This is a genomic window from Paenibacillus algorifonticola (assembly GCF_000971975.1).
Lineage (GTDB): Bacteria > Bacillota > Bacilli > Paenibacillales > Paenibacillaceae > Pristimantibacillus > Pristimantibacillus algorifonticola.
In genome coordinates this window covers 83,772-107,696 of record NZ_LAQO01000014.1, presented here as the reverse complement: position 1 = coordinate 107,696, position 23,925 = coordinate 83,772, and the positions used below count along the sequence as shown (strand labels likewise).

Here is a 23,925-nt window from a genome sequence, read left to right as displayed (position 1 = left end):
GGATGTCATCTCTGGAGATAGCTCTATAGAAAAGCATATCCCCAGGGATACATTTCAGTTTTGAGGAAGCAAGCTTTGGTAAGGGGACCGGATTCGATTCCGGAACGCTCAGTTGTATTCACGCTTATGCTATAATTTTATTGTAATACCCTACCATATGATTGAAAATTGAATCAATTATAGAATAATACTCTCCAAGGAGTGTACTAAGATGAGAACAGAAATGACATCGATCAAGCAAACGAGGCTTAACGCCATTCTGGATGAAGCGACCAAGCTGCTGATTGAGAAGCCAAATGCCTCGATGAATGAAATTGCAGATTCGGCAGGAATCGGGATCGCTACATTACATCGGTATGTGGAAAGCAGGGAGCAATTGATGATTTACCTGGGCTTACGCGCAATCGAGGTCGTAAGTGAAACCATGCAAGGCATTCAACTGGATGAGGACAAATGTGAAAACTACATCCCTATGCTCATTGAAGCGCTCATCCCGTTAGGGGACAAACTTCACTTCATTGCCCATGATACAACCATTAATTACAACGAGGAAATTATTGGTGCAGATCAAAAGCTGAGGGAACCCGTGCTGCATGTCATCGGTTTGTTGCAGCAAAAAGGTTATTTTCGCCATGATGTAGATAAGAACTGGATTGTGAATGTCCTGTATTCACTCCTATTCCTGACGTGGCAGCAAGTCGTAAGCGGGGATATTGCCAGAAAATCCGCAGCGGCATTGGTCGTGGATACTTTCTACCATGGTTTTAAAACCCCATGATTTACAAAAGTACAACCTATGAAGATTATCCTATAAAAGTTCTTGTTGGTGTAAACAGCGACAAGAACTTTTATGATTCAATTGCCTCTCTGAATTCCACTGCCCAGCTCTGACCAAATCTCTCACCAAGCACAGCAAAACGGCCCTCTTCGCCGTATTAGGGGGGACGAGAGAGCCGCTTGCTCGTTCTATATTAAAGGTTATTGAACGTTTGCGTAGAAGTTCGAATAATTAACTTGGCCGCTGCCATTTGTAATTTCGGTGCCGTATTCTATGCTGCTGACGTAGCGGGTTGTTGGAAAATAGTTTTTGCCAACGAGATAATCGGTAAAATTTTTCACATTGATTGAGAAATTATCCGTCTGCGTCCGTTTGAGGAAAGAATAAACCCACCATTGATGAACCCCGTTATCGGTAATTTCCCCGCGGTAAACGTCGTAGCCTTGTCCACCAATGGAAACGTTGGATGCAACAAGCCCGCCAATGGGGCCAACGCCGCTTGTCCAGCGGTTCCAAATCATAATTTCCTCCGTTGGCGTGCTGCTCCACGTTGCCGTTCCCGTGTTGTGCAGCCAAATATCATAGGCATTGTTATATTGGCCATTCGTTGCAGGATCAAGGGTATAGGTTACGCCGCTGTTAATCGCTTTGTTGTCAGAGAGCCGCGTCGGCAGCCCGCTGCCCGGTGTATAGCCCTCTGTCCAGTGCCAGCCGCTCACAATGGAAGGGTAAGCTTTCACGCCGCCTGTGGTTGCCTTCCAATTCCACACATAGCCAAAGTTCGTATTGCTGTTATGATAAACGGTCTGCCACCAGCCGGAAATACCCGAGCTGCCCCATGAGTTATTAAATAAATAATATTTATTGCTGTTAAAATTTAGCTTGGCATAAGGTGTGGAGTCGGATGCCGCATAAGCCGATGCAGGTACAAGAGTGAGCATAGCGGCTATCATCATCAAAATGAATGATCTGTTGCGAAGCTTGTTCTTCAACTAAATCCCTCCATTAATAGTTTTGTGAAGCGCTTTCATTTAGTATTTTAGCAATATATGGAGGTAGAGAACACCCTGAAAATTAGTGATTTAATCATACTATTTTTAGGGTAACTGTTAATATGAGGTATCTTTGAAAAAAGAAAATTTGAAGTTTCCTGGGCATTTTGCCCTAAAAACTAAAGTTTTGTCGCGCGAAATCCGAAGTTAATTATAGGGTGGAATTCCTTGTTATTGGAAGGATGCGTGTAAAGATGAATAACAAGAACATCGTGCAATATTTTTATGAGCATCAGTTTCTCCCGGCGCTGGACCAAAAAATGACTGCGATAGAAGAGGAGCTTCAGCATCATCAGGAGCAGTGGATCAATCAGTTTCTGGAAACCTTCAAGCGTATATGCTTACGAATTAGGGAAATGCAGGAATCGGATAAAAAAGGGCCCATTTCACTTATCCATTTTTGCTTGCTGCGCAGGTCGATGATGGATCATTCCTGTTATTTCATTGAAGCGTATTCGGAAAGATGGTATGAAAATTCGGCGCCGCTGTTTGAGGAATATGATGCCGCTTGGCTATATCACTCGCTGCCAGCGTTTATACAGGAAATGACTGAATCGTACGAAGGATTTGGGGAATCCGCCAAGTCCACGGAATTTGAAGCGATGATGCTGAAAGCAGTGGGCTGTTATCATTTATTTGCGGTTGCATTGCTGCGGGCAGCGATGCCGGAAGCTATTTTGCTGGAGGAATATAAGTCCATTAAGCGGGAGCTTGCTTTGCGTATAAGCATTGGCGAATATACAGATCTTAGCGAGGATGTGCTGGTCGATTATCAAGGCTTGCAGGATGTGAAGGAAATCCGCAGGCGTCTGGAAGAGAGCAAGGCAAGCAGCATTGCTTATGGGTGCTACCGTAATCTGATGCTGCCCCGGGTGCGAGCGGAATCCAATGATTTGCGGTATGCGGATTTCAGCGGCAGCCATTTGCAGGGAAGCCGCTTTCAGCGCTGTGATCTGATGGGTACAAGATGGAATGGCTGCCTCGCACCCGAGTCGGATTTTCGATATTCGTCACTGCCGGAAGCCGATTTTCGCCATGCTGATTTGCGCGGAGCGGTGTTTGATTATGTGAGCGGCCATGAGCCGAGAGATCATCGGAGAACGGGGGTGATGGGCGTGCGCTTCGATCATGCTGATCTGGAAGGCGCGAGCTTCATCGGGGCTACTTTAGGTCGGACTAGCTTTGAAGGAGCAAACCTTCAGCATGCGTTATTTTCCCGTCGAATAAAAGATAGCTACAGCTTTTCAGAGGAACAGATTCATAGCATACGGTGGGTTGATTAAATCAAGCATTGGAGGGAATTCATAGAGTAAACAAAATAACCAAAGTCTTGAGGCGCAGCGAATGCGCTTCAAGGCTTTTTGTTTTAAAGGGGCGTCGAAAAGGCTCATTCGTTAAAGCTGCTGCTTTTGTCAGCTGGAATCAGCTTTGCCGCATACGGCATAAAAAACTGAAGGATTACACCTCCTAGGCAGACGGTTAACAGCGTTCCAATTCCTATTGGCCCATGAAATAGAAAGGCCATCATTAAGAAAAAAAGCTGGATCAACGTTCGGGAAAGCAGAATGCCCATGCCGCTCATATCCCGAATCAGGAGCATTAAGCGATCCATAGGAATGGGCGCAACATGCGTTTGCAAGTAGCAGGCAATGCCTGCTCCAACGATAAGTAGACCAAGTCCCAGAAACAGCAGCCTGCTAAGCCACATTTCCGGCTGGGCGAAGGCCTGCAGCACATAAAGCCATAGATCGATGCTGAGGCCAGCAATAAAAGCGGTAAGCAATCCTTTAAATTCGGGCCTTGTTTTGGATAATAACGAATTAATGCCGACCATGATAAGAGCAATAATAATTTCCCAGCTGCCCACCGTAAGCCCGACCTGGTTGGCTAAGCCAACCAGAAGCGCATCAAACGGCGATGCCCCAAAGCCCGATTCAATCGTGAGGGCGATGCCAAGAGACATCATTAAAATGCCTGTCGCATAAAAGAAATATTTCACAGAACCCCATCTTTTCCTGAGCCCTCGGCGACTAATGCTTTTACCATTAAAACATGCGGAATTCCGTCCTCCATAAATAGGTCCGAGACGGTTTGATAGCCGAGCTTATGATAAAAGCCCTCTGCTTGCTGCTGCCCATGCAATTTAAATCGTGTATATCCGAGTCCCTTGGCTATTTCCTCTAAAGCATAAACGATCACTTTTCCTAGTCCAAATTGCCGATAAGCTGGCAAAATACAGATGCGTTCGAGCTTGGCGAATCCATCTACCGTTCTTAAACGCCCAGTTCCGACCGGTTTTTCGTTATAATAAACTAAAATATGCTGCACGCGATCCTTCAGCGCGTCATAATCGTCGAATTCATCAAATTCATCCTGCAAGGGTGTGCCTTGCTCTTCGACAAAAACGAGCTGCCGGATATGCATAGCAATGGTTAAATCAGCTTGAGTTTGTATAACGCTTGAATACAAATGCCTCAGTCCTTTTCCATATAGGTATAAGTGCTAGCTTTAAAGCCTTTAAAATAGTATAAATGAATTCATTTTTGTTGTAAATGCAACAAAATGAAAAATGAGGGGAAATGAGACCAATGAAAGACATTCTTCGTGAAATCGGCATGATCGCTCGTGCTTTGGATTCCATTAGCAATATTGAATTTAAACAATTTGATCTGACAAAAGGGCAGTATTTATATGTGGTGCGCATTTGTGAAAATCCGGGCATCATTCAAGAAAAGCTGGCAGAGATGATTAAGGTAGATCGAACGACAGCTGCCCGGGCTATCCAGAGGCTGGAGGAGCAAGGCTTTATTTTGAAAAAAGAGGATGAAAGCAATAAAAAAATCAAAAAACTGTTCCCGACAAAAAAGGGCGAAGCTGTTTATCCATTTCTAAAGCGTGAAGGCGAGCATTCCAATACGGTTGCATTGGCCGGATTTTCGCTGGAAGAAGCGGATCATATGCTTCAGCTTCTGCAGCGGGTGAGGAAAAATATTGAAGTGGATTGGGAGTTTGTGAAAAAGGGAAACAAACGTAAATATTAATACGGCCCGCGGTCACCTTTCTCTGACGTCAGGTGTTATAGAGAGTATACAAACAGAGAAGGAGGTGCTCACATCGCTGCATAATCAATTGGAAGCAACTGAGCTGGAACGGCTGGTCACCGCTGTTCAGGCAGGGCAGACGGAGCTTTATGCTGCGGTCGTACAAGCTTTTCAGCAGCCGCTTTATCATTATTGCTGGCGGATGCTGGCGAATCGGCAGGATGCAGAGGATGCGGTTCAGGATATTTTTGTTAAAGCGTATGAGGCGATAGCCGGGTATGCGCCCAAGGTGCATTTTTCTGCGTGGCTGTATCGAATTGCCTATCATCATTGTCTCAATATGCTGCGAAGGCAGCGTCTGCAACGGCAGTGGCTGCGTTTGTTTCGTCCGAATGAGATTACGGCTGCAAGCGCGGAAGAGGAGTTGGACAATCGGCTATATACGCCCGCGCTTGCGGCGGCTCTCGCAAATTTGTCGCTGGAGGAGCGAAATTTGCTTATTTTGCGAGTGTTTGAGGAGAAATCGTATGCCGAGCTTGGTGTAATTATGGGGAAAAATCCGGATGCGCTGAAAAAGAGAATGAGCCGCATAAAGCAAAAGATCAAACAGCAGCTGCAAAATAAGGGGGAAGAGGCATGGAGCGAATCCGCTTCGATCATGAATACGACGATATAACGAGCAGAGCCGCAGCAAATGGAGGGCTTCCAGCGATCGATGTGACTGAAGCTGTGATGGAGCGAATTTCAGGGGGAGCTGCAGCAGGCAGAAAGGGACGACGGTCCTTCATGCGTCCCGCAATGAAGCGCACGACGGCATTCAGCGGGGCGCTCATGCTGCTGCTCGTGCTATCCGTAAGCGCCTATGCGGCAAGCCAGTATATTGAAATTCGCAACTCGGCTGGCGAAATTAAGGTGCAGACAATCGATGCAATAACGCCGCAAACAGACAGTGCAGACAACAAGGCGTACCAAAACTATTTAAATAAAGCCCAAAAATTTGCCAAGCCGGGCGAGCTGGTTGCTTTTTATGTGTTAGGGAAAGAAGATGAGGCACTGTACACCTACAAAGAAAAGCCGTTGGGCACCTATGCCGCCTTTAAACAGGAGGCAAATCGGACTGGCGCGCAGCTGCTGCCCCAGAAGCTGAGCGGCTACAGCTTTGTTTCCGGCAAAGTAGCTCCTTATATGCCTAGTACCGATGCGGACAAGCAGACGGCAGCCTATAAGCAAGTGCTGTCGGAGCTGAAGGCACAGGCTGCTGCCGGAGCAGATGGAAAGAAGCTGTTCATGAAAGCTGTGCCATGGAATAAATCGGGCGTGTTAAGCGCGGTCTATACCAAGGGGGATTATAAATCGGAATTAACCAAGAACCCTTTGGATGGCGGAAATGTATATATATCGCTGCCTTCCGGTCAAAATGCCGAGAAGATCAAGGTAGAGGGAATAGAAGTAATATATAATAAGCGGACTATTAGCGAGAAGTACAACTATCATTATGCCCAGTGGTACGACGAGAAGCAGGATGCTTTTTATTTGCTTACAGATCTCGGGAATAAGAGGTTAACGAAAGCTGAGCTGCTGGCGCTGGCTGGCGAATCGATTAAGGTGCTTAAATAGGCTTTGATTTAGTAGCCGAACGTTTGCTTTAAATCAGCGGCTTCTGCTGGCAGGGCGAGGACAATTTTAGACGGATCGGACGGAGAAGAGGTCGTTAGCTGCTCATCCATTAAAGCATGAATATCCGAGGTGGCGACTTCACCTTCCCGGGATAAAGCAATTTTGTTTCTGTCTTGCTGGGAAACAAGCAGGGGCACGACGGCCCCTGCTTTAAATTCGGCCAGCGACAACAATGGGATGACTGCTTTCAACTCGGCGGGATATTGCGTGCCGCCTTTTCTCGTCAAGTTCCCCCTTCGTTCTTTTTAAGGTGTCAGCAAGCCCATGTAAATCAGCTCGGAAGAATTGGCTGGATTTTGGCCAAGCCCAATTTGATCGCCAGGGCGCGGAATTTGCAGCTTGGAGACCAGGGTTTCCATCGTTTTCTGATAGGTGCGTCCGTCTTGTTCGGTGACGTTAAGCGCAAGAAGGACAATCGGATCGAAGTTAACGAGCTTGCCCGTATCTGTTATCGAAAGCACGGTCGCAGTTGCGGCAATAGGAATAGCGCCAGTGGACGCCATATGTGCCTGCTTTGCCTGATTGAGGCTTTGATTCATCATGTCGCGATGCTCCTTAGGAACAAAACCTTTCATCATCATGCCGGAGAGCCCCTTGTTAAGCTTCTTATCCGCATACTCCAAAGCCTCTTCTTTGCTTTTCTTCTTTCCGAATAAGTTAAACATAACAACACCTCGTTCTCATCATATTTTGTAGCTTAATTTAAGTATGAGGCAGACTGGAAAGCCTTTCAATACAATCCGGCACATGTAAACAAATCTTAAAAAACGAAGCTTGAGCAGCGAAAATAGCTGATTTTTTTGTGCCGGAAGGGGCTTTGAGCAAAAAAACAGCCGGTTTTGGCGATTCAATGAGCCGCAGCGCCGTTTGTTTTGTGGCATTCACTTTGGATGCCGCCTTGTTCCGCCTATTTATTTCGCAATAAATAGACCAGTTTGCGGTAATACAGCGCTGATTCCTTGTAGCGGCGACTGTCTTCGGAGGCGACAGCGAGCGTCTCATAAAGCTGCTCCAAACGCATCGTCTGCTGGGTCTGCTCGAAATAAGGCAGGCAGGATAGGGCGGCTTCCATAAAAGCTTCTTTTTTAACACTCGACAAGGCAAGCTGGCTTTCATAAAATAGGGCGGTCATTTGCTGATCCTCGTTCAGCGAATAGCTCGCAAGCAAGCTAAGTCCCTGCGAGAGCAGGCCCCAGTTTTTGGAGGCGAAGGCAACCTCGCAGCGATAGATTAGTAGAAGCGGCAAAAGCAGCAGCTTCGTTTCGGCCGTTTCCTGCTGCGCGAGCTCTTCAAAGCGGGAAATTTCATCCGAGGCTTTATCCAGCTCGCCGAGCAGCGTCAGCATAATGATGCGATTATTCATAATCGACGGAAAAAGGTCGCCGGGGCTCGGCGTATAGACGAGATGGGCTTCAGCCATCGACAAAGCGAGCAGAGCCTCCTCATAAAGTCCCATCGCAAAGCAGTAGCCGCTGTAGGCAAGATGCTGGCCGGATAACCGATGGTACAGCCGCTCGCTGTATACATGCTGCATCGTTTGCTCATAAATCGCTTTGGCCGTTTCATATTGCTTGCTATATACAGAGGCTTCCATTAGGAAATTTTGTACCGTTAACCAGATTTCCGAGCCTTTTTCCACAAGTGCGCTTAACCGCTTGCTATTATTTAGCGCTTCGAAATATTGATTTTTGGAGCGGTAATGCTGGATTTTATACAAAAATAGCGCCTTTTTGAGCGGGACGGGCAAATCCGGCTCGTCTTCGCGTCCAAACTTCTCTAAATAATGATGAAGATAAGTGCGGTGAATATAATCATAAGCATCGCCATCATTCATCTGCTGATAATAGACGGCTTTCATCAGCGCGGTAGTCAGCTCAATCGTTAGCGCGTTATTTTTGTCATCCAGTTCATTGACATCAGTCTCAGTAAGCGCTGAAACGGGCTGCGACAGCCGGGCGAAAATCTCCTCTGCGCGTTCAAGCGTCGCCTCATCCTGCAAGGTTGCATGGATTAAATACTCGGGAGAGACGGCGAGACGGGCGGCAATCAGCTCAGCCAAATCATCGGCAAACGGATAGCGTTCCGCCAAAATATTTGCAAAATGCGCTTGCGTCACCAGCCCTTCGACCAATTCCTTGCGTGCTAAACCGCGTTTTTTACATAGAAACTCAACCCGTTCTTTTAGCAAATTCATCCTCCTCAAGGTTAATAATCTTTCATCTTGCCCATCTGGTTGCATAATTTATCTTATAATAGTAACTTACCCCAAGCTCCAAGGGGAATAACCCGATGCTAAGGAGCTGCGAGGAAATTAGTACCCGCTTTTATTGACAAAATCTCCACGGTCTTGGGAGTTTTGTCAATAAATTAGCGGTACTTTTTTCGTCGCAGTCTCTAACGACTAGAAGGAGGACAAAAATGCAGTTCAAAAAACGAATATTGGCTTCATGGATGGTGATGTCGCTTTTCATAGGTGCGGCCCTTCCCTTCTCCAATGCTGTCATAGCGGACAAGGTTCCACAGATTGTGCTGGATAGCGATTTTGAAGATGGCAGCCTGCAAGGCTGGAAAGCCAGAATCGGACACGAGAAGCTTAGCCTCAACAAGCAAGAGGCGAACACCGGCAGCGGGAGCATGCTGGTAGAGGGGCGAAAGCGCACCTACAATGGCCCGATGCTCGATCTCAGGAAGCAGCTGCTCCCTAATAAAGAATATGAAATCTCAGCTTATATTAAGCTGAAGGAAAAGCCGGCCAAGGATATAACGATGCAGTTGACCGTTTATAAAAATTCGGGAGCGGCAAGCTGGAGCCCGCTGAAGCAAATGACAATCAAGAAGGAGGAATGGCAAGAGTGGCATGAGCTCAAAGGAACGTTTCTTCATGGAGACACCCCGTCCGAGCTGAAACTGTACCTGGAAACGCCTTACATAACGGATGATACGGTCGATACGACAGCCTTTTATGTGGATGATGTGTCGATAGCGGTTATTTCCGACATGGTGATAGAGGACAATATTCCGGCAATAAAGGAGGTTTATAAAGACGATTTTGCAATTGGAGCGGCGGTATATCCGTGGCAAATGGAAGGCATTTATGGAGATTTGCTCAAAAAGCATTTCAATAGCTTAACTGCAACCTACGAGATGAAGCCAAAATTTCTGGCGCCCAAGCAGGGGCAATTTGCGTTTGCGGCAGCCGATCGTTACGTCCGCTTTGCCGAGGCGAATGATATGGTAGTGCGCGGCCATGCGCTCATCTGGCATACCGATGCGGCGGAATGGATGTATTGGGACAATAATGGCAAGCCAGCTAGCCGAACGCTAGCGCTGCAGCGTATGAAGCAGTATATCGAGAAGGTGATGAAGCGCTACAAGGGCAAGGTGTACGCGTGGGATGTCGTCAACGAAGCGATTGCGGACACAGGCGGCGATAAAAACGGACTTCGCCAAACGTCATGGTATAAAACGATAGGACCGGATTACATTGAAAAAGCGTTTGAATTTGCGCGTGCTGCCGATCCGTCGGCCAAGCTTTATTACAATGACTATGGGACGGAAACACCGCAAAAGCGGCAGCAGATTTATCAACTGGTCAAGCGCCTCAAGAGCAAGGGGCTGATTGACGGCGTAGGGCTGCAATCCCATTACAAACTGGAGTCGCCATCGACGTTGGAAATTGAGAAAACGATCAAGCTGTTTGCCGGACTCGGCTTGGATATTCAAATTACGGAGCTGGACATCGATACCCGGATCAGCTTCGGCACGGCGATGCCAGAGGCAATTGCCGTTCAGCAGGCATATCGTTACAAAGAGCTGCTGGAGCTTTATAAAAAATACAGTAAATCGATCTCTTCTGTGACCTTCTGGGGTGTGCAGGATGAGAAGACGTATAATAATCAGGCGCTGCTGTTTGATACGGACTTGCAAGCTAAGCCAGCTTATTGGGGAGTCGCAGATTCGTCGCAGCTGCCGTCAGACCCGCAGAGCCGGACCGTTGCCTTAGGGGCTTCGCCGAGAGTGCAGCAGTCGGTCGATCAGATTTGGGATCAAGCGGTTTCTTCCCGGCTTACGCAGACGGGAAGCGAGAAGACAAGCTTTAAGACGCTATGGGACGGGACGAACTTGTATGTACAGGTCATTGTAGCGGATAAAACCCGCGATGACGCTGATCAGGTGGAGCTCTATGTTCAGGAGAATGGGCAGGAGGGCAGCGAAAATGGACAAGAAGTAAGAAGGCTGATTTTTCCCCGACTGAATCATCAGAAAGGCAGCTATTCTTATGTGACCAGAGCGATTGCCACCGGCTATATTGTAGAAACGGTCATTCCTTGGAAAGCGATCAAGGGATCAAATGGACGGGAAATTGGTTTTGATGTGAAAATCATAGACGGATCGTCTGGCGCAAGCAAGCCAATCTATTGGAATGACAGCGCTTGGCCATCCGATTCAGTGAGCAAGCTGGGAGCGGTCTGGCTGGCCGATATGCCGAAATAAGGCTTGATCGGCCGAAGAAGCTGCTCTTAAATGGCAGATAGACTGCCGCGAACGCCCCTGCCTTGGCTTTTGAGCTTGGTGATGAGAGCTGGTCTGTAGCGGTTGAGGATAAAGCGGATGACAAAATAGCCGATGATGGAAAAAACAATGCTGTTGACGATGGAGCCAACGAGAAACGTCATCCCCATATGCCCGAAGGAGGCAAAATGCCCGGCTTTATGGGCAATCGGCGGAGCGACATTTGCAGCATTTTCCGCTGGATGATGGGGAGCAGGAGTGCCGACGAGCCGACTCAGCCAAAAACCGACCTTATAGTTCATATAAAACAATCCAGGCCAAGTAAAAGAGCCAATTGTCGAAAAAATGACGCAGGCGGCAAGATTGCCGCGAAGCAGCCGAGTCAGCAGCAGGGAGATCGGCAGTCCGACGATAAAGGTCGGAAACCAGCAGTGCAGGAAGCCCAGTATGCTGCCAAGCGCAACGACATGGTCGCTTTTTTTAATACGGAGCAGGCGCAAGCAATAATATTTGAATTTCCGCAACATTTTTGTTCTCACGATGAACGGCTCCCAGCTGTATATGATGAATGTATCATAACATATTCACGGGGTGGAACAAAGGCAGATACAGCTTGTGCCCTATACGTTTTCGTCAAAAAGAGACAAAAAAGCACAGCAACGTAAAACAAGCCTCTGAATACGCTGCAGCAGCGGGAACAGAGGCTTGTTTAAAATATAAGAATTTATAAGTTTCACCCTTATAATCAGCTTATATTTCACCCTCGAAACGGCAGCTTTGCCGCCAGAGGACGGCTTCAGCCGTTTACGCTTGAAATATAGGAAAGGATATCCTAACGCTATCCTTTCTCTATATTTCTCGGACTGAAACGCGCCGCGCCGCCAAAGGACGGCGACAGCCGTTTCACCTTGACGTATAGGAAAGGATATGAATTTTCTCATACTTTCTCTATACGTTTCTCCAAAACGATGGCGTCTAATAGAAAGGACGCCGCCAGGCGTTTTTCTTATGAGCTTTTATTTGTAATAGGACGTTGTGAGCGGAACGAATACAGCTCCGTCACCTTTGGCATCGGCATAAACGAACAGCTGGTTTGCCCCGCCGATGTCCACTTCAACCGTGACGAGGCCGTCGGCAACGTTAATTTCTGTCGCTTTCAAAATCGTATCGGTCTCCGTATCCTTCACCGTTAATTTGCCCAAGTCCTGACCAACGGCTGCTATTTGAAGGTACAGCTTTTGGTATTTTTTCTTAGGCTCCAAAATGAATGAGCTTGATCGGGCACTGTCTGCATTATCAAATATGGCTTCCTTATAATCTTTGCCGTTATAGGTTGTTTGCGAAGAATCTTTCGTGCGGTACGTATTGGTGGTCAGGGAGCTTGAGATGGAAACGCCCTCTACCTTTTCACCAAGCTGAATCATTTGCGTCTTGCTGTCATAGTCAACCGCAACGCCAAGCGCATCGGAGATCGATCTTACCGGAAGGTAGGTTGTGCCTTTATAGCTAATAGGGACGACGGTATTATTGTTGCCATCCCTTAGCTGCACAGGTTTTCCATCCACCTTGAAGGCAATGTCTTTATTCAAATAAGCTTTAATTTCTTGAAGTTTAGTAGCGCCGTAAGCACCTGTTGCCATGCTGGCAACAATCGTTGTGCCAAGAACTACAGCTATCGTGAGCTTTTTCAAAATAGGCCACTCTCCTGTTCTGGTTTGAAAAATGATAGTATGTATTGCTGGATCCTGTAAATGTTTACCCTATTATAGGTGCGGCGCAACAGAGGGACAAGTTGATTGGGACTATTTTCCTCTAAAAATAAGTCTCTAGAAATGGATTTGTTTTTGAAACGTGATCCGTACATGCCACGTACAAGGAAGGAGAAATGTGGTTAATAGGAATAGATACGGAACATGATAAGGAGGAGAGCAAATGTCAGGTGTTTGGATTCAGCATTCGGTTATTTTTAGCTTAAAGCACGCGGAGGGCTCGGATGAGGAGCAGCGTTTTCTGGAGGATGGACGTACGATTTTGAGTGCCATTCCCGTAGTTCGCGACTTTGAGGTATATTTGCAGGTGAGCCCTAAAAACGATTATCGTTTTGGCTTCTCCATGGTATTCGAAAGCAACGAAGATTACGAAGCTTATAATGTGCATCCGATGCATGTAAAGTTTGTCGAGGAGCGCTGGGTTCCCGAAGTAGAGAAGTTCCTGGAAATTGATTATCAGAAACACGTCACGGTCGTTTAGAAGGAGGAGACAACGTTGGAATTGCTGTTGGAATATGGCTGGGTATTAGTGGTCTTGGTTGTTCTGGAGGGTTTGCTGGCGGCAGATAATGCGCTCGTGCTAGCTGTAATGGTTAAACATCTTGATGAGAAAAGCCGGAAGAAGGCGCTGTTTTACGGGTTGTTCGGCGCATTTATTTTCCGTCTAGCCTCCTTGTTCGTTATCTCGCTGCTTGTGAATGTATGGCAAATTCAGGCACTCGGAGCGCTGTATCTCTTATTTATTTCAATAAGCAATATCATCAAGTTTTTACGAAGGTCCAAGGAGGGAGAAGAGGAAGAGGAGACAGAGGAGCAGAAGGAGAAGAAAAGCTCCAAGGCTGGCTTCTGGCTGACGGTTCTGAAGGTCGAAATCGCCGATATCGCCTTTGCAATTGATTCCATCCTGGCAGCGGTCGCGCTGGCAGTCGCCTTGCCTCCAAGTGGTCTGATGCAAATCGGCGGCATGGACGGCGGACAGTTTATCGTTATTTTCCTCGGCGGCTTTATCGGGCTTGTCATTATGCGTTTCGCGGCGAACTATTTCGTGAAGCTGCTGCATTCCCGTCCAGCGCTTGAGCTGACAGCATTCGTTATCGTGGGCTGGGTCGGCGTCAAGCTGGCCGTTCATACGATGGCGCATCCATCCATCCACTGGCTGTCGCATGATTTTGTAGAAGGCCCTGTATGGAAAGCGACCTTCTACATTGTACTCGTTCTGATTGCTGTAGTTGGCTGGATCTTGTCGGGCCGCAGCAAAGTGGAAGGCGAGCATGGAGATGGAGCGGGTAAAACCGCAAGCTTGGATAAACATACCGGTTAATAAAATAAACAAATAAATAAAATAACAAAGGGAGCCATCTACACAGCCTAATGCTGTGCGGATGGCTCTCTTTTTACAAATTCATTCGTGATTTCAGAGAAGGCGAAGCTGACGATTTCTTCCATCATGACGCACAAAGTGGATGGCGATGTCAGCTTACTCCTGCGCGGAGAAGGCTTGAGAAAGACAATCACGGTGTATAGGTATCCGATAACCAAGCAGATGGGACTGGGTAGCTCCCTATTTTTGCGCACAATTTGACAATTGCCTGCGATGCATTGCCGAGTGGACGAGAAAGGCATATAATTAAAACGGCAAACATCGTACTTTTTCGTACAAATATGAACATTAGGGGAGGCTGTACCTGTGAAGAAAATCAAGGTGCTTCAACAAATTGTAGATGCTGGCGTTGTCGCTGTACTTCGCGCTGATTCGCCGGAGGAAGTTGTAGAAATGTCCCGCCATGCGATAAAAGGCGGTATTAAAGCGATTGAAATTACGCTGACCGTACCGTTTGCGCTTCGGGCGATCGAGCAGCTCAGCAAGGAATATTCGGTAGATGCGGACCCGCAATCGGATCAATTTGCAATTATCGGAGTGGGAACGGTGCTTGATCCGGAATCGGCACGTGCGGCGATTTTGAGCGGCGCGGAATTTGTCGTTTCCCCGGCACTTAACCCTGATACTATAAAGCTATGCCATCGTTATGCGATTCCGGTTATGCCAGGCACGATGACTGTCAATGAAATTCAACATGCGCTGGAACTGGGTGTTGATGTCGTGAAGCTGTTCCCTGGCAATCTGTACTCGCCAAGCGTTATTCCTTCGATTAAAGGACCTCTGCCGCAGGCAAATGTGATGCCGACCGGCGGCGTATCGCTGGATAATCTCGGCGAATGGGTTAAAGCAGGCGCAGTAGCCGTTGGCATCGGCTCCGATTTGACGAAGGAAGCTGTGAAGACGGGCGATTATACTTTAATTGAAGCAAAAGCACGCGCTTATATGGAAGCTTACCGCAGCGCGAAGCGCTAAATTTCACATTTCGCCACTGCTTTTTATGAAAGCGCATTAGCGGAAGCGGCGGAAAGCAGCCTTTGCAAGGCGAGAGGACAGCTGTATCGCAAGCAATTGAGGGGCTTTTGGCGCATATGGATGGCGAAAGCCGTTTGCGTTTGATAAAGTAGTAGTAGGTTGTTCAAGATTTTGAAGGAGGCTACTTAAAAGATGGAATATCGGATTGAGAAGGACACAATGGGTGAAATTCAGGTTCCTGCGGACAAGCTGTGGGGCGCTCAAACGCAGCGCAGTTTGCAAAACTTCAAGATCAGCGGAGAGCGGATGCCAATTGAGGTCGTTCATGCTATGGCTATTATCAAGAAAGCTGCAGCTATCGCCAATGAAAAGCTGGGTGTGCTGGATGCGGAGAAATCTGCGGTTATCGGTGAAGCGGTAGATGAAATTTTGACAGGCCGCTGGGATGAGCATTTCCCGCTCGTCGTTTGGCAGACAGGCAGCGGTACGCAAACGAATATGAACGTTAATGAAGTTGTAGCGCATCGCGCCAATCAACTGCTTGAGGAGCGCGGCAGCGCCGTTCGCATTCATCCGAATGATGATGTCAACCGCTCCCAAAGCTCAAATGATACATTCCCTGCGGCGCTTCATATTGCTGGCGTAGTAGCAGTGGAGCAGCGCTTGATCCCAGCCATTGATGTGCTGGCAGGAACGCTGCAAGACAAGATGGAGCGTTTCAATAATATTGTGAAAATCGGCCGTACGCATTTGCAGGACGCTACCCCGATTACACTTGGCCAGGAAATTAGCGGCTGGTACGCGATGCTGGTTAAAACTCGCAAAATGATCGTGCAAAGCGTAGATGAAATGCGCGAGCTGGCGCTTGGCGGCACAGCGGTAGGTACAGGCCTTAACGCGCATCCTGATTTCGCGGTGCAGGTAGCAGCGGAAGTAACGACGCTCACAGGCAAAACGTTCATTACAGCGGAAAATAAATTCCACTCGCTGACGAGCCACGACCAAATCGTCTATACGCATGGTGCTGTTAAAGCGCTGGCGGCTGATTTGATGAAAATCGCCAATGACGTTAGATGGCTGGCAAGCGGCCCGCGCTGTGGAATTGGTGAAATCACGATTCCTGAAAATGAACCGGGAAGCTCGATTATGCCAGGTAAAGTTAACCCGACGCAAAGCGAAGCGATTACGATGGCAGTTTGCCAAGTGATCGGCAACGATGCGACGATTGCTTTTGCGGCGAGCCAGGGCAATTTTGAGCTGAACGTTTTCAAGCCGGTTATCATCTACAACTTCCTGCAATCCGTTGCTCTAATGGCGGACGGCATGATTTCCTTCAATGACAACTGTGCGGTCGGCATTGAGCCGAACGAAGCGGTGATCAAGCGCAATCTCGATCAATCGCTCATGCTCGTAACAGCGCTTAATCCGCATATTGGCTATGAAAATGCAGCAGCCATTGCGAAAAACGCACATAAAAAAGGGCTGACGCTCAAAGAATCGGCGATTGCCAGCGGCCTCTTGACGTCCGAGCAGTTCGACGAGTTTGTGAAGCCAGAAGCGATGATCGGCAAACGTTAACCCAGTAAGGCAGCAGCATGTGCTGCACTGTTCTTGCTAGCGATACGAGAAAATTTAAATAGATATAAAAATGAGCCTCTAGTGTCCTAAGAAGTATAGGATACCAGAGGCTTTTTTTCTATGGAATACAAGCATTTATATATTTGCTCATATCAATACTCCTCCTTCAATAAAAGAAGATTAGCGAAAAAAACTGAACAAATGATTCTTCTTATAATGAACACTTGATCAAATGAGTGAAACCATTTGCGAATTATTAAGATATTACATTCATTTTCGTGGTGAAATGTTAAGGTTGTGTAAATTTAGATAACAATTAAAGATAGCTTAACAATATTTTTTTGTCAAAATGTTTACAATGGGCCTACTCTACTTTATATTAAATATTAAATAGAGGAAAAAAGGTTCCTTTTTTTCATTGATTTATGTTTATATGAAATTTTGATAAGGGGTTGATTAATGAAAAATGCACAAAAAGTAAATTTGTTGTGGATTTTTCTTATTTTCATCCGGTTTATTGCACGAAATGACAACAGGAGTCGACAAAATGATATTAATGTCACATATATGTGAGAAAAAAGAACTATCTATGTAATTAACCTAGGTAATAAGGGAGAGATTGTCTATGAGGCGAAAGTTTCAGGCGTTCAAACGGCCAGTTAGCCTATTTTTGGCTGCTATTTTGCTTGTAGGAACGGTATTGGGTGGTTTTGGCGCACCTGTACAAGCAGCCGTGAGTAATGACAACATTGTCATTTCACAAGTGTATGGGGGCGGGGGCAACGGAGGCGCGCCAATCAAACAGGACTTTATAGAATTATACAATCCAACCGATTCACCGATTTCCCTTGCGGGCTGGAGTGTGCAATATGCTTCGGCTGCAGGAGCTTTTACGACGAATATACACAATTTGAGCGGAACGATTGCGGCTAAAGGCTATTTCCTTATTCAAGAAGCGCCTGGATCAAGCATGACGGCTCCTGATCTTGAATCGCCAGATGTGATTGGCTCGCTTAATATGGGCGGCTCCGCAGGTAAAGTTAGACTGCTTAATGCAAGCAGTGCGGTGGTGGATCTAGTTGCCTACGGTACTACGGCGACTGGAGGAGAAGGTGCTCCGACAGGTGATTTGAGTGCAACAACATCCGCTATCCGCAAGGCGCTAAATCCGGGAGACCGGGCGCTTGATACGGATAACAATAACGCCGACTTCACAGTAGCTGCTCCAAGCCCAAGAAATTCTTCTTACGGAGCGGTAGCGAGCGTATCGGCTAGTCCAGCGGCGGGCGAGGTTCCAGCAGGAACGTATGTAACCTTGTCTACGGCAACGGTAGGATATAGCGTTTATTACAGCGTCTATAGCCCGGAAGCGCCGGTTGCACCGGAAAATTTTACAGTGTACACTTCGCCTGTTGAAGTTACAGCTCCAATGACGATTCATGCTTATGTTAAAAATACAGAAGGCACGATTAGCGGCCTGACTGAATTCCCATATACACTAGCTAACCTTACGCCAGTTGCGATTTCGGATGTGCGAAGCGCAGCGGTAGGCTCTAAGCTTGTAACGCAAGGGACCGTTTCCCACCGCTCAGAATCTGGCGGCAAAGTAAACCTGTTTGTCCAGGATGCCAATTCTGCTGTCGTCGTTAGAGGTGCGGATTCAGGTGCACAGCCAGGGGATGACATTGAAGTTTACGGTCAAACATCCCTTTACAATGGCATGCTGCAACTGGACACCGATCTGGTAACAGGCGGTTATGTAACGATTAACGGTCACAGCGCGGTTCCTCAACCGACCGTCATTACTTCAACGTCTTTCGGTACGAGTGATGCGCTGCGGAATCAATCGGAAGGCCGTTTGGTGCAAATCAATAATGTGACCATTAAACGCGCGGCAAGCGGCGTATTCTATGCGGCGGATGCAGCCGGCAGCCAGGAAATCGCGATTTATTCCTCCGATACGGCATTCGCGCTGAATAAATCGTTTGAGCAAGTGACGGGCGTTATGACTTATTACACAGGTGTTGGCCTGGAGCTTGTTCCGAGAAGCTCATCCGACATTGTGGAGCGCAAGCTTTCTGTTACGGCGAGCATACCTTCCGGTGGCATTGCAACGGGTGGAACGGTAGAGCTTGGTACGCTAATGAATGGCGGCGTCATTCATTTTACGACGGATGGCACAACACCGACGTCTGCAAGCCCGGTATACAGCACTCCGATTACAATTAATGCTGATACGACGATTAATGCTATTGTTGTGGCGGGTGCAGAGACAAGCTCTGTCTACACGTTCACGTATACGGTGCTTCAAAACACAGACGGCATCAAAATTCATACGATTCAGGGCAAAACCCATCGTTCTATTTATGAAAATGTAGCAGTAACCAATGTTTCCGGTATCGTTACATCGGTAAGCACGAACAGCTTCTACATGCAGGAGCCGGATAGCGGCATCGATAGCGATCCTGCTACTTCGGAAGCGATTCAAGTGTATAAAGCGGCTCACGGCGTTGCAGTGGGGGATGCGGTAACGGTAGATGGTACGGTTGTTGAGTATGGCACGAGCCCAGCTCTGACCGTTACGCAAATTACGGCTACAACCGTTACGAAGGGATTGCCTTCGCAGCCATTGCCTTCGCCGATTGTACTCGGTACAAATGGACGTGTCGTACCAACGGTCATTGATACCGACAGCTTCGGAGCATTTAATTCGGATGGCGATGCAGTCGATTTCTTCGAAAGCCTTGAAGGCATGCGTATTCAGTTGGATGATGCCCGCATTACTGGTCCTTACGCCAACTCGGTAACGCCTGTTACTTTTGACAATGGCGCTAACAATCCGATTAAAACGGATGCAGGCGGCATTGTGCTTACAGGCGATGGCACGCAGCCATTCGATAGCAGCCTGAATCCGCAAAAAATGTATATCGCTGCTAAGCCGGCCGGTCAGGATATTAAGACAGGCGACCAATTTAATGGTCCGATTACAGGTGTTCTGAATTATACGAGCAATTTGTTCAAGCTCATTCCTGATGGCTCTTTGCCAGCTATTACGTATTCATCGCGCGCACAGGGTGTTGCGACTACGGTTGCAGCGGCTGACAAGCTGACCATTGCTACGTTCAACGTAGAAAATTTCAGCAGCAGCCAGACAGCTAAAGCTGCAAAAATTGGCGGCATTATCGTAAACAACCTTAAGACGCCGGACATTATTGGTCTTATGGAGGTTCAGGATAATAACGGTGAAACAAACAATGGTGTAACGGATGCGAGCCAAAGCTTCCAGGCGTTGATTGACGCTGTTATTGCAAAAGGCGGCCCAACCTATGCTTACACGGACATTGCTCCAGTAGACGGGTTGGATGGCGGAGCTCCAGGCGGAAACATCCGCGTAGGCTTCTTGTACAATACAGCGCGCGTAACACTTGCGACTGGAACGAAAGGTGATTCGACAACTGCTGTTCAAGTGGAGGGCGATGGCAGCCTGTCTGTGAATCCGGGCCGAATCAGCCCGGCAGATGCAGCCTTTAACGCTTCCCGTAAGCCGCTTGCGGCAGAATTTACTTTCCAGGGTAAACGTGTTGTAGTTGTTGCGAATCACTTTAATTCTAAAGGTGGAGATGGTCTTCCTTGGGGAACGATCCAACCGGTTATCCGCAGCAGTGAGACACAGCGTGCCCTGCAAGCTGGAATCGTGAATTCCTTCGTATCGCAGCTTGTGGCTAGGGATCCTAATGTTAATGTAGCGGTATTGGGCGATTTGAATGACTTCCAGTTTTCGAAGACGCTTGATATTTTGAAGAAGGACGCGTTGACTAATCTGGTTGACACAATGCCGGAGAAGGACCGTTATTCCTATATTTACGATGGCAACTCCCAGACGCTTGACCATATTTTGGTCAATGATGCTCTGAAAGACTATTCTGATATTGAAGTCGTACATGTCAACGCAGACTTCACGGATTCGATGGGACGCGTGAGCGACCATGATCCACTGCTTGCCCAACTTGATCTTGGAGGCAAGCCGTTTGTAAGTAAAGATAATTACTCACTGCGTGTGCTTCATACGAATGATACGCATGCGCATCTGGATAATATGGCGCGCCGTTCTACGGCGATAAAAACCCTTCGCAATGACAATACATTGCTTCTTGATGCAGGTGATGTGTTCTCGGGTACGCTCTATTTCAACCAATTCCACGGGCTTGCTGACCTATGGTTCATGAACTATCTCAAATATGATGCGATGACTTTCGGTAATCATGAGTTTGATAAAGATGCAGCGACGCTCGCAGCTTTCATTACTGATGCGAAATTCCCGTTCGTTGCTGCAAATGTGGACTTTAGCGGTGAGGCAGAGCTTGCTGGTAAGTTCCAGAATAGCATTTCACAAGCGGGTGGTAATGCGAATAATGGCAAAATTTTTCCTGCAATCATCAAAACGATTAATGGTGATCGGGTTGGTATTTTCGGACTGACGACACCGGATACGGCGCTTCTTGCTTCTCCAGGCAAGGTTGTGTTCAATGAAGTTAAAGCTAGCGCTGCGGCAACGGTGGCCCAGTTGGAATCGATGGGTATCAATAAGATTATCGCGTTGTCCCATATTGGCTACACCGAGGATCAGAAACTTGCGGCCGAGGTGGACGGCATTGACATTATTGTAGGTGGTCACTCGCATACGAAACTAGACGAACCTTTTGTTTACCGTAAGGACCTTGATGCAGCAGCGACGCTGATCGTACAGACGGGTGAATATGGTGCTAATTTAGGCCAACTGGACGCTTTGTTTGATGCATCAGGCCAACTGACATCATGGGATGGCAAGTTGGTAAATGTGGATCAGCAGATTGATAAGAAATATGTATTTGCGGAAGATCCGGCTGCAGCGGCTCAAGTAGCCATTTATCAAGCACCGCTTAAAGAACTCGAGCAAACGATTGTTGGAAAAACGACAGTCGAGCTTGACGGTTTGCGCAAAAACGTACGCCGGCAGGAAACGAATCTAGGAAATCTAATGGCTAACGGTATGCTGGATAAGGTGAAAAATAGTGCGCTAATCGACAAAACGGGCATTGCCGGTTTTGTAACCATTCAAAACGCGGGAGGCATCCGTCAATCGATTCCTGCAGGCGACATTACGCTTGGCAGTGTACTGTCAGTTATGCCATTCGGCAACAATCTGACAGCGCTGAAAATGACAGGAGCTGAAATTACTGCCGCGCTGGAAAATGGCGTCAGTGGCACGACGCCGACGAGCGAAGAGGGCAGATTCCCGCAAGTAGCAGGTATGCGCTTCTACTTCGATTCGACGAAAAAACCTGAGATTTATAACTCCGTTACTGGTGTTGTAACACAAAAAGGTGAAAGAATCGTGAAAGTAGAAGTGCTGAATGAGCAAGGGAATTATGTAGCGCTTGATCCAAATGCATATTACATCGTAGCGACAAATTCCTTCATGGCAAACGGCGGCGACTTCTATCTATCGATGAAGGCGGCTAAAGATGCTGGACGCTTCTATGAATTGAACTTCGTCGACTATGAAGTATTTAATGAATATTTGGCGAAAATCGGCACCGTGGATATTGGCATTCAAGGCAGAATTACCGACCTGCTGGGCAGCACGCTGCCGGGCGCAGGAACTCCTGGCACGAGCAATCCGGGAACAAGTACACCTAGCCCATCGCCAACACCTTCGGTATCCCCAAGCCCAGATCCGAGCCCGACGCCAACTCCTGCCCAGCTGAAGGATGTAGCTGGACACTGGGCAGAGCAATCGATTAAACAAGCGGTAGAGCAAGGAATCGTAAAAGGCTTCGCTGACGGCTCGTTCCGTCCAGAAGCGAATGCAACACGCGCGGAGTTTGTAACGATGGTTAGCCGTGCATTTAAGCTTGGAGATGCAACGTCGGTGCCGAATTTCCGCGATGCGGATGCTATTCCGGTATGGGCACGCTCCTTCGTAGCACAGCTGTCAGAAGCGGGTCTCATTAGCGGTTATGCGGACAATACGTTCCGTCCAAGCAATCCATTGACCCGTGTTGAAATGACGGCGATTATGGTACGTGCGCTAGGCCTTCCGATTGATCCAGCGGCAACGGTAGATTTTGCTGATGCTAGCCAAATTCCGGCTTGGGCAGTACCTTATGTAGCTGCTGCAGCCAAAGCGGGCATTGTACAAGGGGCGAACAATAAGTTCAATCCAAGTGCCAATGCAACGAGGGCAGAGGTTGTGACCTTGCTGCTGAATGCAACGAATTACGCAGAAGCGAACAAATAAATAAAAGGCAGTCAAAGAAATAAGCGAAAGGCCGTCCCAAGGTATGTCTACACTACTTTGGAACGGCCTTTGTTTTATTTTATGCTTGAGGCATGGCGTTGAAGCGGCTTCTGTCGTTTGTTGTAATTAATATTATTTCTATTGGTTTAATGCCCTATAAAATAGGAGGCAGTTGCTATGATTGAATTTAATAATTCTACGTACCGCTGTACCTCTGAAATTGTATTGCGCTTGATCAGCGGCAAATGGAAAATTATCAATTTAACCCTTTTATCCAAAGGGGCATTGCGGTTTAATGAACTGCAAAGACAACTGCCAGACGCTATGTTGATTACCGGACTCCTCCGTGACGAGCCCTGTTAAATTTAGTATGTCCTGCGCCTGATGCTCAGTGACATTTAATGGAATCGGCGTAGTCTCCTTAAACTCCAAGCGGACCTTTTTATTTGTGCGATACATAAAGCGATGTCCTCTAAAGGCCTGCTTTCTCCCCCAACTGGACGAGTACCGCCATTAGAAGTTTATTTAGCTCCCTGACTATTTCTTTGGCTCGATATACCCCGCTGGCAAGATTCCAATCCACTCTTCCATCCTCCTGCTGCTTGATGGACTCTGGGGCGGGATTGCTGATAAAAGGTTCGATATCCAAGCATGTTCCCCAACTCATGGTCTGTTTTCCTGAAGTCAATTGATAGGTTGACATCTATTTGCACCTCACTTTCTTTTTTATAGTGTAGCAACCCTGATAGGTGTTGAACAGTACGCACTATTTTGTATGGACGGATACGTTTTGTGCGATAGGCGCAGTTTTGATCGTATGGTTGTTCGTGGCGGAAAGGAGGCTGGCCGCTCGGCACCGGTAGTTCAAGATGTGCAACGTTGAAG

22 protein-coding genes are annotated in these 23,925 nt (G+C 47.5%); 12 read left to right on the top strand and 10 right to left on the bottom strand.

All coding sequences use genetic code 11. The annotated features are described in order from the left end of the window. Positions 1-211: 211 nt before the first annotated feature. The gene (locus WH37_RS19020) at positions 212-778 is read left to right on the top strand and encodes a TetR/AcrR family transcriptional regulator (RefSeq protein WP_046232203.1); all 567 of its coding nucleotides are present in this window, start codon (positions 212-214) and stop codon (positions 776-778) included. A gap of 200 nt (positions 779-978) precedes the next feature. Here WH37_RS19020 and WH37_RS19015 read toward each other — a convergent pair whose 3' ends face one another. Further along, positions 979-1,770 carry a GH12 family glycosyl hydrolase domain-containing protein gene (locus tag WH37_RS19015; RefSeq protein ID WP_052737068.1) on the bottom strand — a complete coding sequence of 264 codons (792 nt, stop codon included), beginning with the start codon at positions 1,768-1,770 and terminating at the stop codon, positions 979-981. A gap of 254 nt (positions 1,771-2,024) precedes the next feature. On the opposite strand from WH37_RS19015, the gene WH37_RS19010 reads away from it, so the two are divergent. Then, positions 2,025-3,113 carry a pentapeptide repeat-containing protein gene (locus WH37_RS19010; RefSeq protein WP_046232202.1) on the top strand — a complete coding sequence of 363 codons (1,089 nt, stop codon included), beginning with the start codon at positions 2,025-2,027 and terminating at the stop codon, positions 3,111-3,113. Positions 3,114-3,217: 104 nt separating this feature from the next. Here the strand turns inward: WH37_RS19010 and WH37_RS19005 are convergent, their stop codons facing one another. Together WH37_RS19005 and WH37_RS19000 are read right to left on the bottom strand one after the other, a co-directional pair. Continuing rightward, on the bottom strand, positions 3,218-3,829 hold the full coding sequence (locus WH37_RS19005; protein WP_046232201.1) for a YczE/YyaS/YitT family protein: 612 nt from the start codon (positions 3,827-3,829) through the stop codon (positions 3,218-3,220). Then, the gene (locus tag WH37_RS19000) at positions 3,826-4,299 is read right to left on the bottom strand and encodes a GNAT family N-acetyltransferase (protein ID WP_046232200.1); all 474 of its coding nucleotides are present in this window, start codon (positions 4,297-4,299) and stop codon (positions 3,826-3,828) included. The genes WH37_RS19005 and WH37_RS19000 overlap by 4 nt, the downstream gene beginning before the upstream one ends. 119 nt (positions 4,300-4,418) lie before the next feature. On the opposite strand from WH37_RS19000, the gene WH37_RS18995 reads away from it, so the two are divergent. From WH37_RS18995 to WH37_RS18985, 3 genes are all read left to right on the top strand, one after another. Further along, positions 4,419-4,871, top strand: a complete 453-nt coding sequence (locus WH37_RS18995; RefSeq protein ID WP_046232199.1) for a MarR family winged helix-turn-helix transcriptional regulator — start codon at positions 4,419-4,421, stop codon at positions 4,869-4,871. A 64-nt stretch (positions 4,872-4,935) separates the two neighbouring features. Further along, positions 4,936-5,547 carry an RNA polymerase sigma factor gene (locus WH37_RS18990; RefSeq protein WP_052737067.1) on the top strand — a complete coding sequence of 204 codons (612 nt, stop codon included), beginning with the start codon at positions 4,936-4,938 and terminating at the stop codon, positions 5,545-5,547. After that, positions 5,508-6,488: a hypothetical protein gene (locus WH37_RS18985; RefSeq protein WP_046232197.1), complete on the top strand. Its 981-nt coding sequence runs from the start codon at positions 5,508-5,510 to the stop codon at positions 6,486-6,488. The genes WH37_RS18990 and WH37_RS18985 overlap by 40 nt, the downstream gene beginning before the upstream one ends. A gap of 8 nt (positions 6,489-6,496) precedes the next feature. Here WH37_RS18985 and WH37_RS18980 read toward each other — a convergent pair whose 3' ends face one another. Genes WH37_RS18980 through WH37_RS18965 form a run of 4 tightly spaced genes read right to left on the bottom strand, consistent with a single transcriptional unit; the run spans position 6,497 to position 8,742 of the window. After that, positions 6,497-6,775: a hypothetical protein gene (locus WH37_RS18980; RefSeq protein WP_046232196.1), complete on the bottom strand. Its 279-nt coding sequence runs from the start codon at positions 6,773-6,775 to the stop codon at positions 6,497-6,499. 18 nt (positions 6,776-6,793) lie between these two features. After that, the gene (locus WH37_RS18975) at positions 6,794-7,213 is read right to left on the bottom strand and encodes a hypothetical protein (protein ID WP_046232195.1); all 420 of its coding nucleotides are present in this window, start codon (positions 7,211-7,213) and stop codon (positions 6,794-6,796) included. A 37-nt stretch (positions 7,214-7,250) separates the two neighbouring features. Beyond that, on the bottom strand, positions 7,251-7,433 hold the full coding sequence (locus tag WH37_RS18970; protein ID WP_046232194.1) for a hypothetical protein: 183 nt from the start codon (positions 7,431-7,433) through the stop codon (positions 7,251-7,253). A 22-nt stretch (positions 7,434-7,455) separates the two neighbouring features. Then, positions 7,456-8,742, bottom strand: coding sequence for an XRE family transcriptional regulator (locus WH37_RS18965; RefSeq protein ID WP_231594280.1), 1,287 nt, complete (start codon positions 8,740-8,742; stop codon positions 7,456-7,458). A 224-nt stretch (positions 8,743-8,966) separates the two neighbouring features. On the opposite strand from WH37_RS18965, the gene WH37_RS18960 reads away from it, so the two are divergent. Continuing rightward, positions 8,967-11,042, top strand: coding sequence for an endo-1,4-beta-xylanase (locus tag WH37_RS18960; RefSeq protein WP_046232193.1), 2,076 nt, complete (start codon positions 8,967-8,969; stop codon positions 11,040-11,042). A gap of 26 nt (positions 11,043-11,068) precedes the next feature. Here the strand turns inward: WH37_RS18960 and WH37_RS18955 are convergent, their stop codons facing one another. Then, positions 11,069-11,599, bottom strand: coding sequence for a DUF2062 domain-containing protein (locus WH37_RS18955; RefSeq protein ID WP_052737066.1), 531 nt, complete (start codon positions 11,597-11,599; stop codon positions 11,069-11,071). 477 nt (positions 11,600-12,076) lie between these two features. After that, positions 12,077-12,751 carry a stalk domain-containing protein gene (locus WH37_RS18945; protein WP_046232191.1) on the bottom strand — a complete coding sequence of 225 codons (675 nt, stop codon included), beginning with the start codon at positions 12,749-12,751 and terminating at the stop codon, positions 12,077-12,079. Between the two features lie 241 nt (positions 12,752-12,992). Here WH37_RS18945 and WH37_RS18940 point away from each other — a divergent pair, with 241 nt between their 5' ends. From WH37_RS18940 to WH37_RS18915, 6 genes are all read left to right on the top strand, one after another. Further along, positions 12,993-13,310, top strand: a complete 318-nt coding sequence (locus WH37_RS18940; RefSeq protein WP_046232190.1) for a Dabb family protein — start codon at positions 12,993-12,995, stop codon at positions 13,308-13,310. 15 nt (positions 13,311-13,325) lie between these two features. Continuing rightward, positions 13,326-14,150, top strand: coding sequence for a TerC family protein (locus WH37_RS18935; RefSeq protein ID WP_046232189.1), 825 nt, complete (start codon positions 13,326-13,328; stop codon positions 14,148-14,150). 366 nt (positions 14,151-14,516) lie between these two features. After that, a complete protein-coding gene (locus tag WH37_RS18930) occupies positions 14,517-15,182 on the top strand; it encodes a bifunctional 2-keto-4-hydroxyglutarate aldolase/2-keto-3-deoxy-6-phosphogluconate aldolase (RefSeq protein ID WP_046232188.1) in 666 nt (221 codons plus the stop codon). A gap of 192 nt (positions 15,183-15,374) precedes the next feature. Further along, the gene (gene fumC, locus WH37_RS18925) at positions 15,375-16,760 is read left to right on the top strand and encodes a class II fumarate hydratase (RefSeq protein ID WP_046232187.1); all 1,386 of its coding nucleotides are present in this window, start codon (positions 15,375-15,377) and stop codon (positions 16,758-16,760) included. 625 nt (positions 16,761-17,385) lie between these two features. Then, complete coding sequence (locus WH37_RS18920) at positions 17,386-23,040, top strand: S-layer homology domain-containing protein (protein ID WP_046232186.1); 5,655 nt, start codon at positions 17,386-17,388, stop codon at positions 23,038-23,040. 177 nt (positions 23,041-23,217) lie between these two features. Next, entirely contained in the window at positions 23,218-23,403 is a 186-nt protein-coding gene (locus WH37_RS18915) for a winged helix-turn-helix transcriptional regulator (protein WP_052737065.1), read from the top strand. A gap of 109 nt (positions 23,404-23,512) precedes the next feature. Here the strand turns inward: WH37_RS18915 and WH37_RS18910 are convergent, their stop codons facing one another. After that, positions 23,513-23,707 (bottom strand): hypothetical protein, encoded by a 195-nt coding sequence (locus WH37_RS18910; RefSeq protein ID WP_143088561.1) that lies wholly within the window; start codon positions 23,705-23,707, stop codon positions 23,513-23,515. Positions 23,708-23,925: the final 218 nt, after the last annotated feature.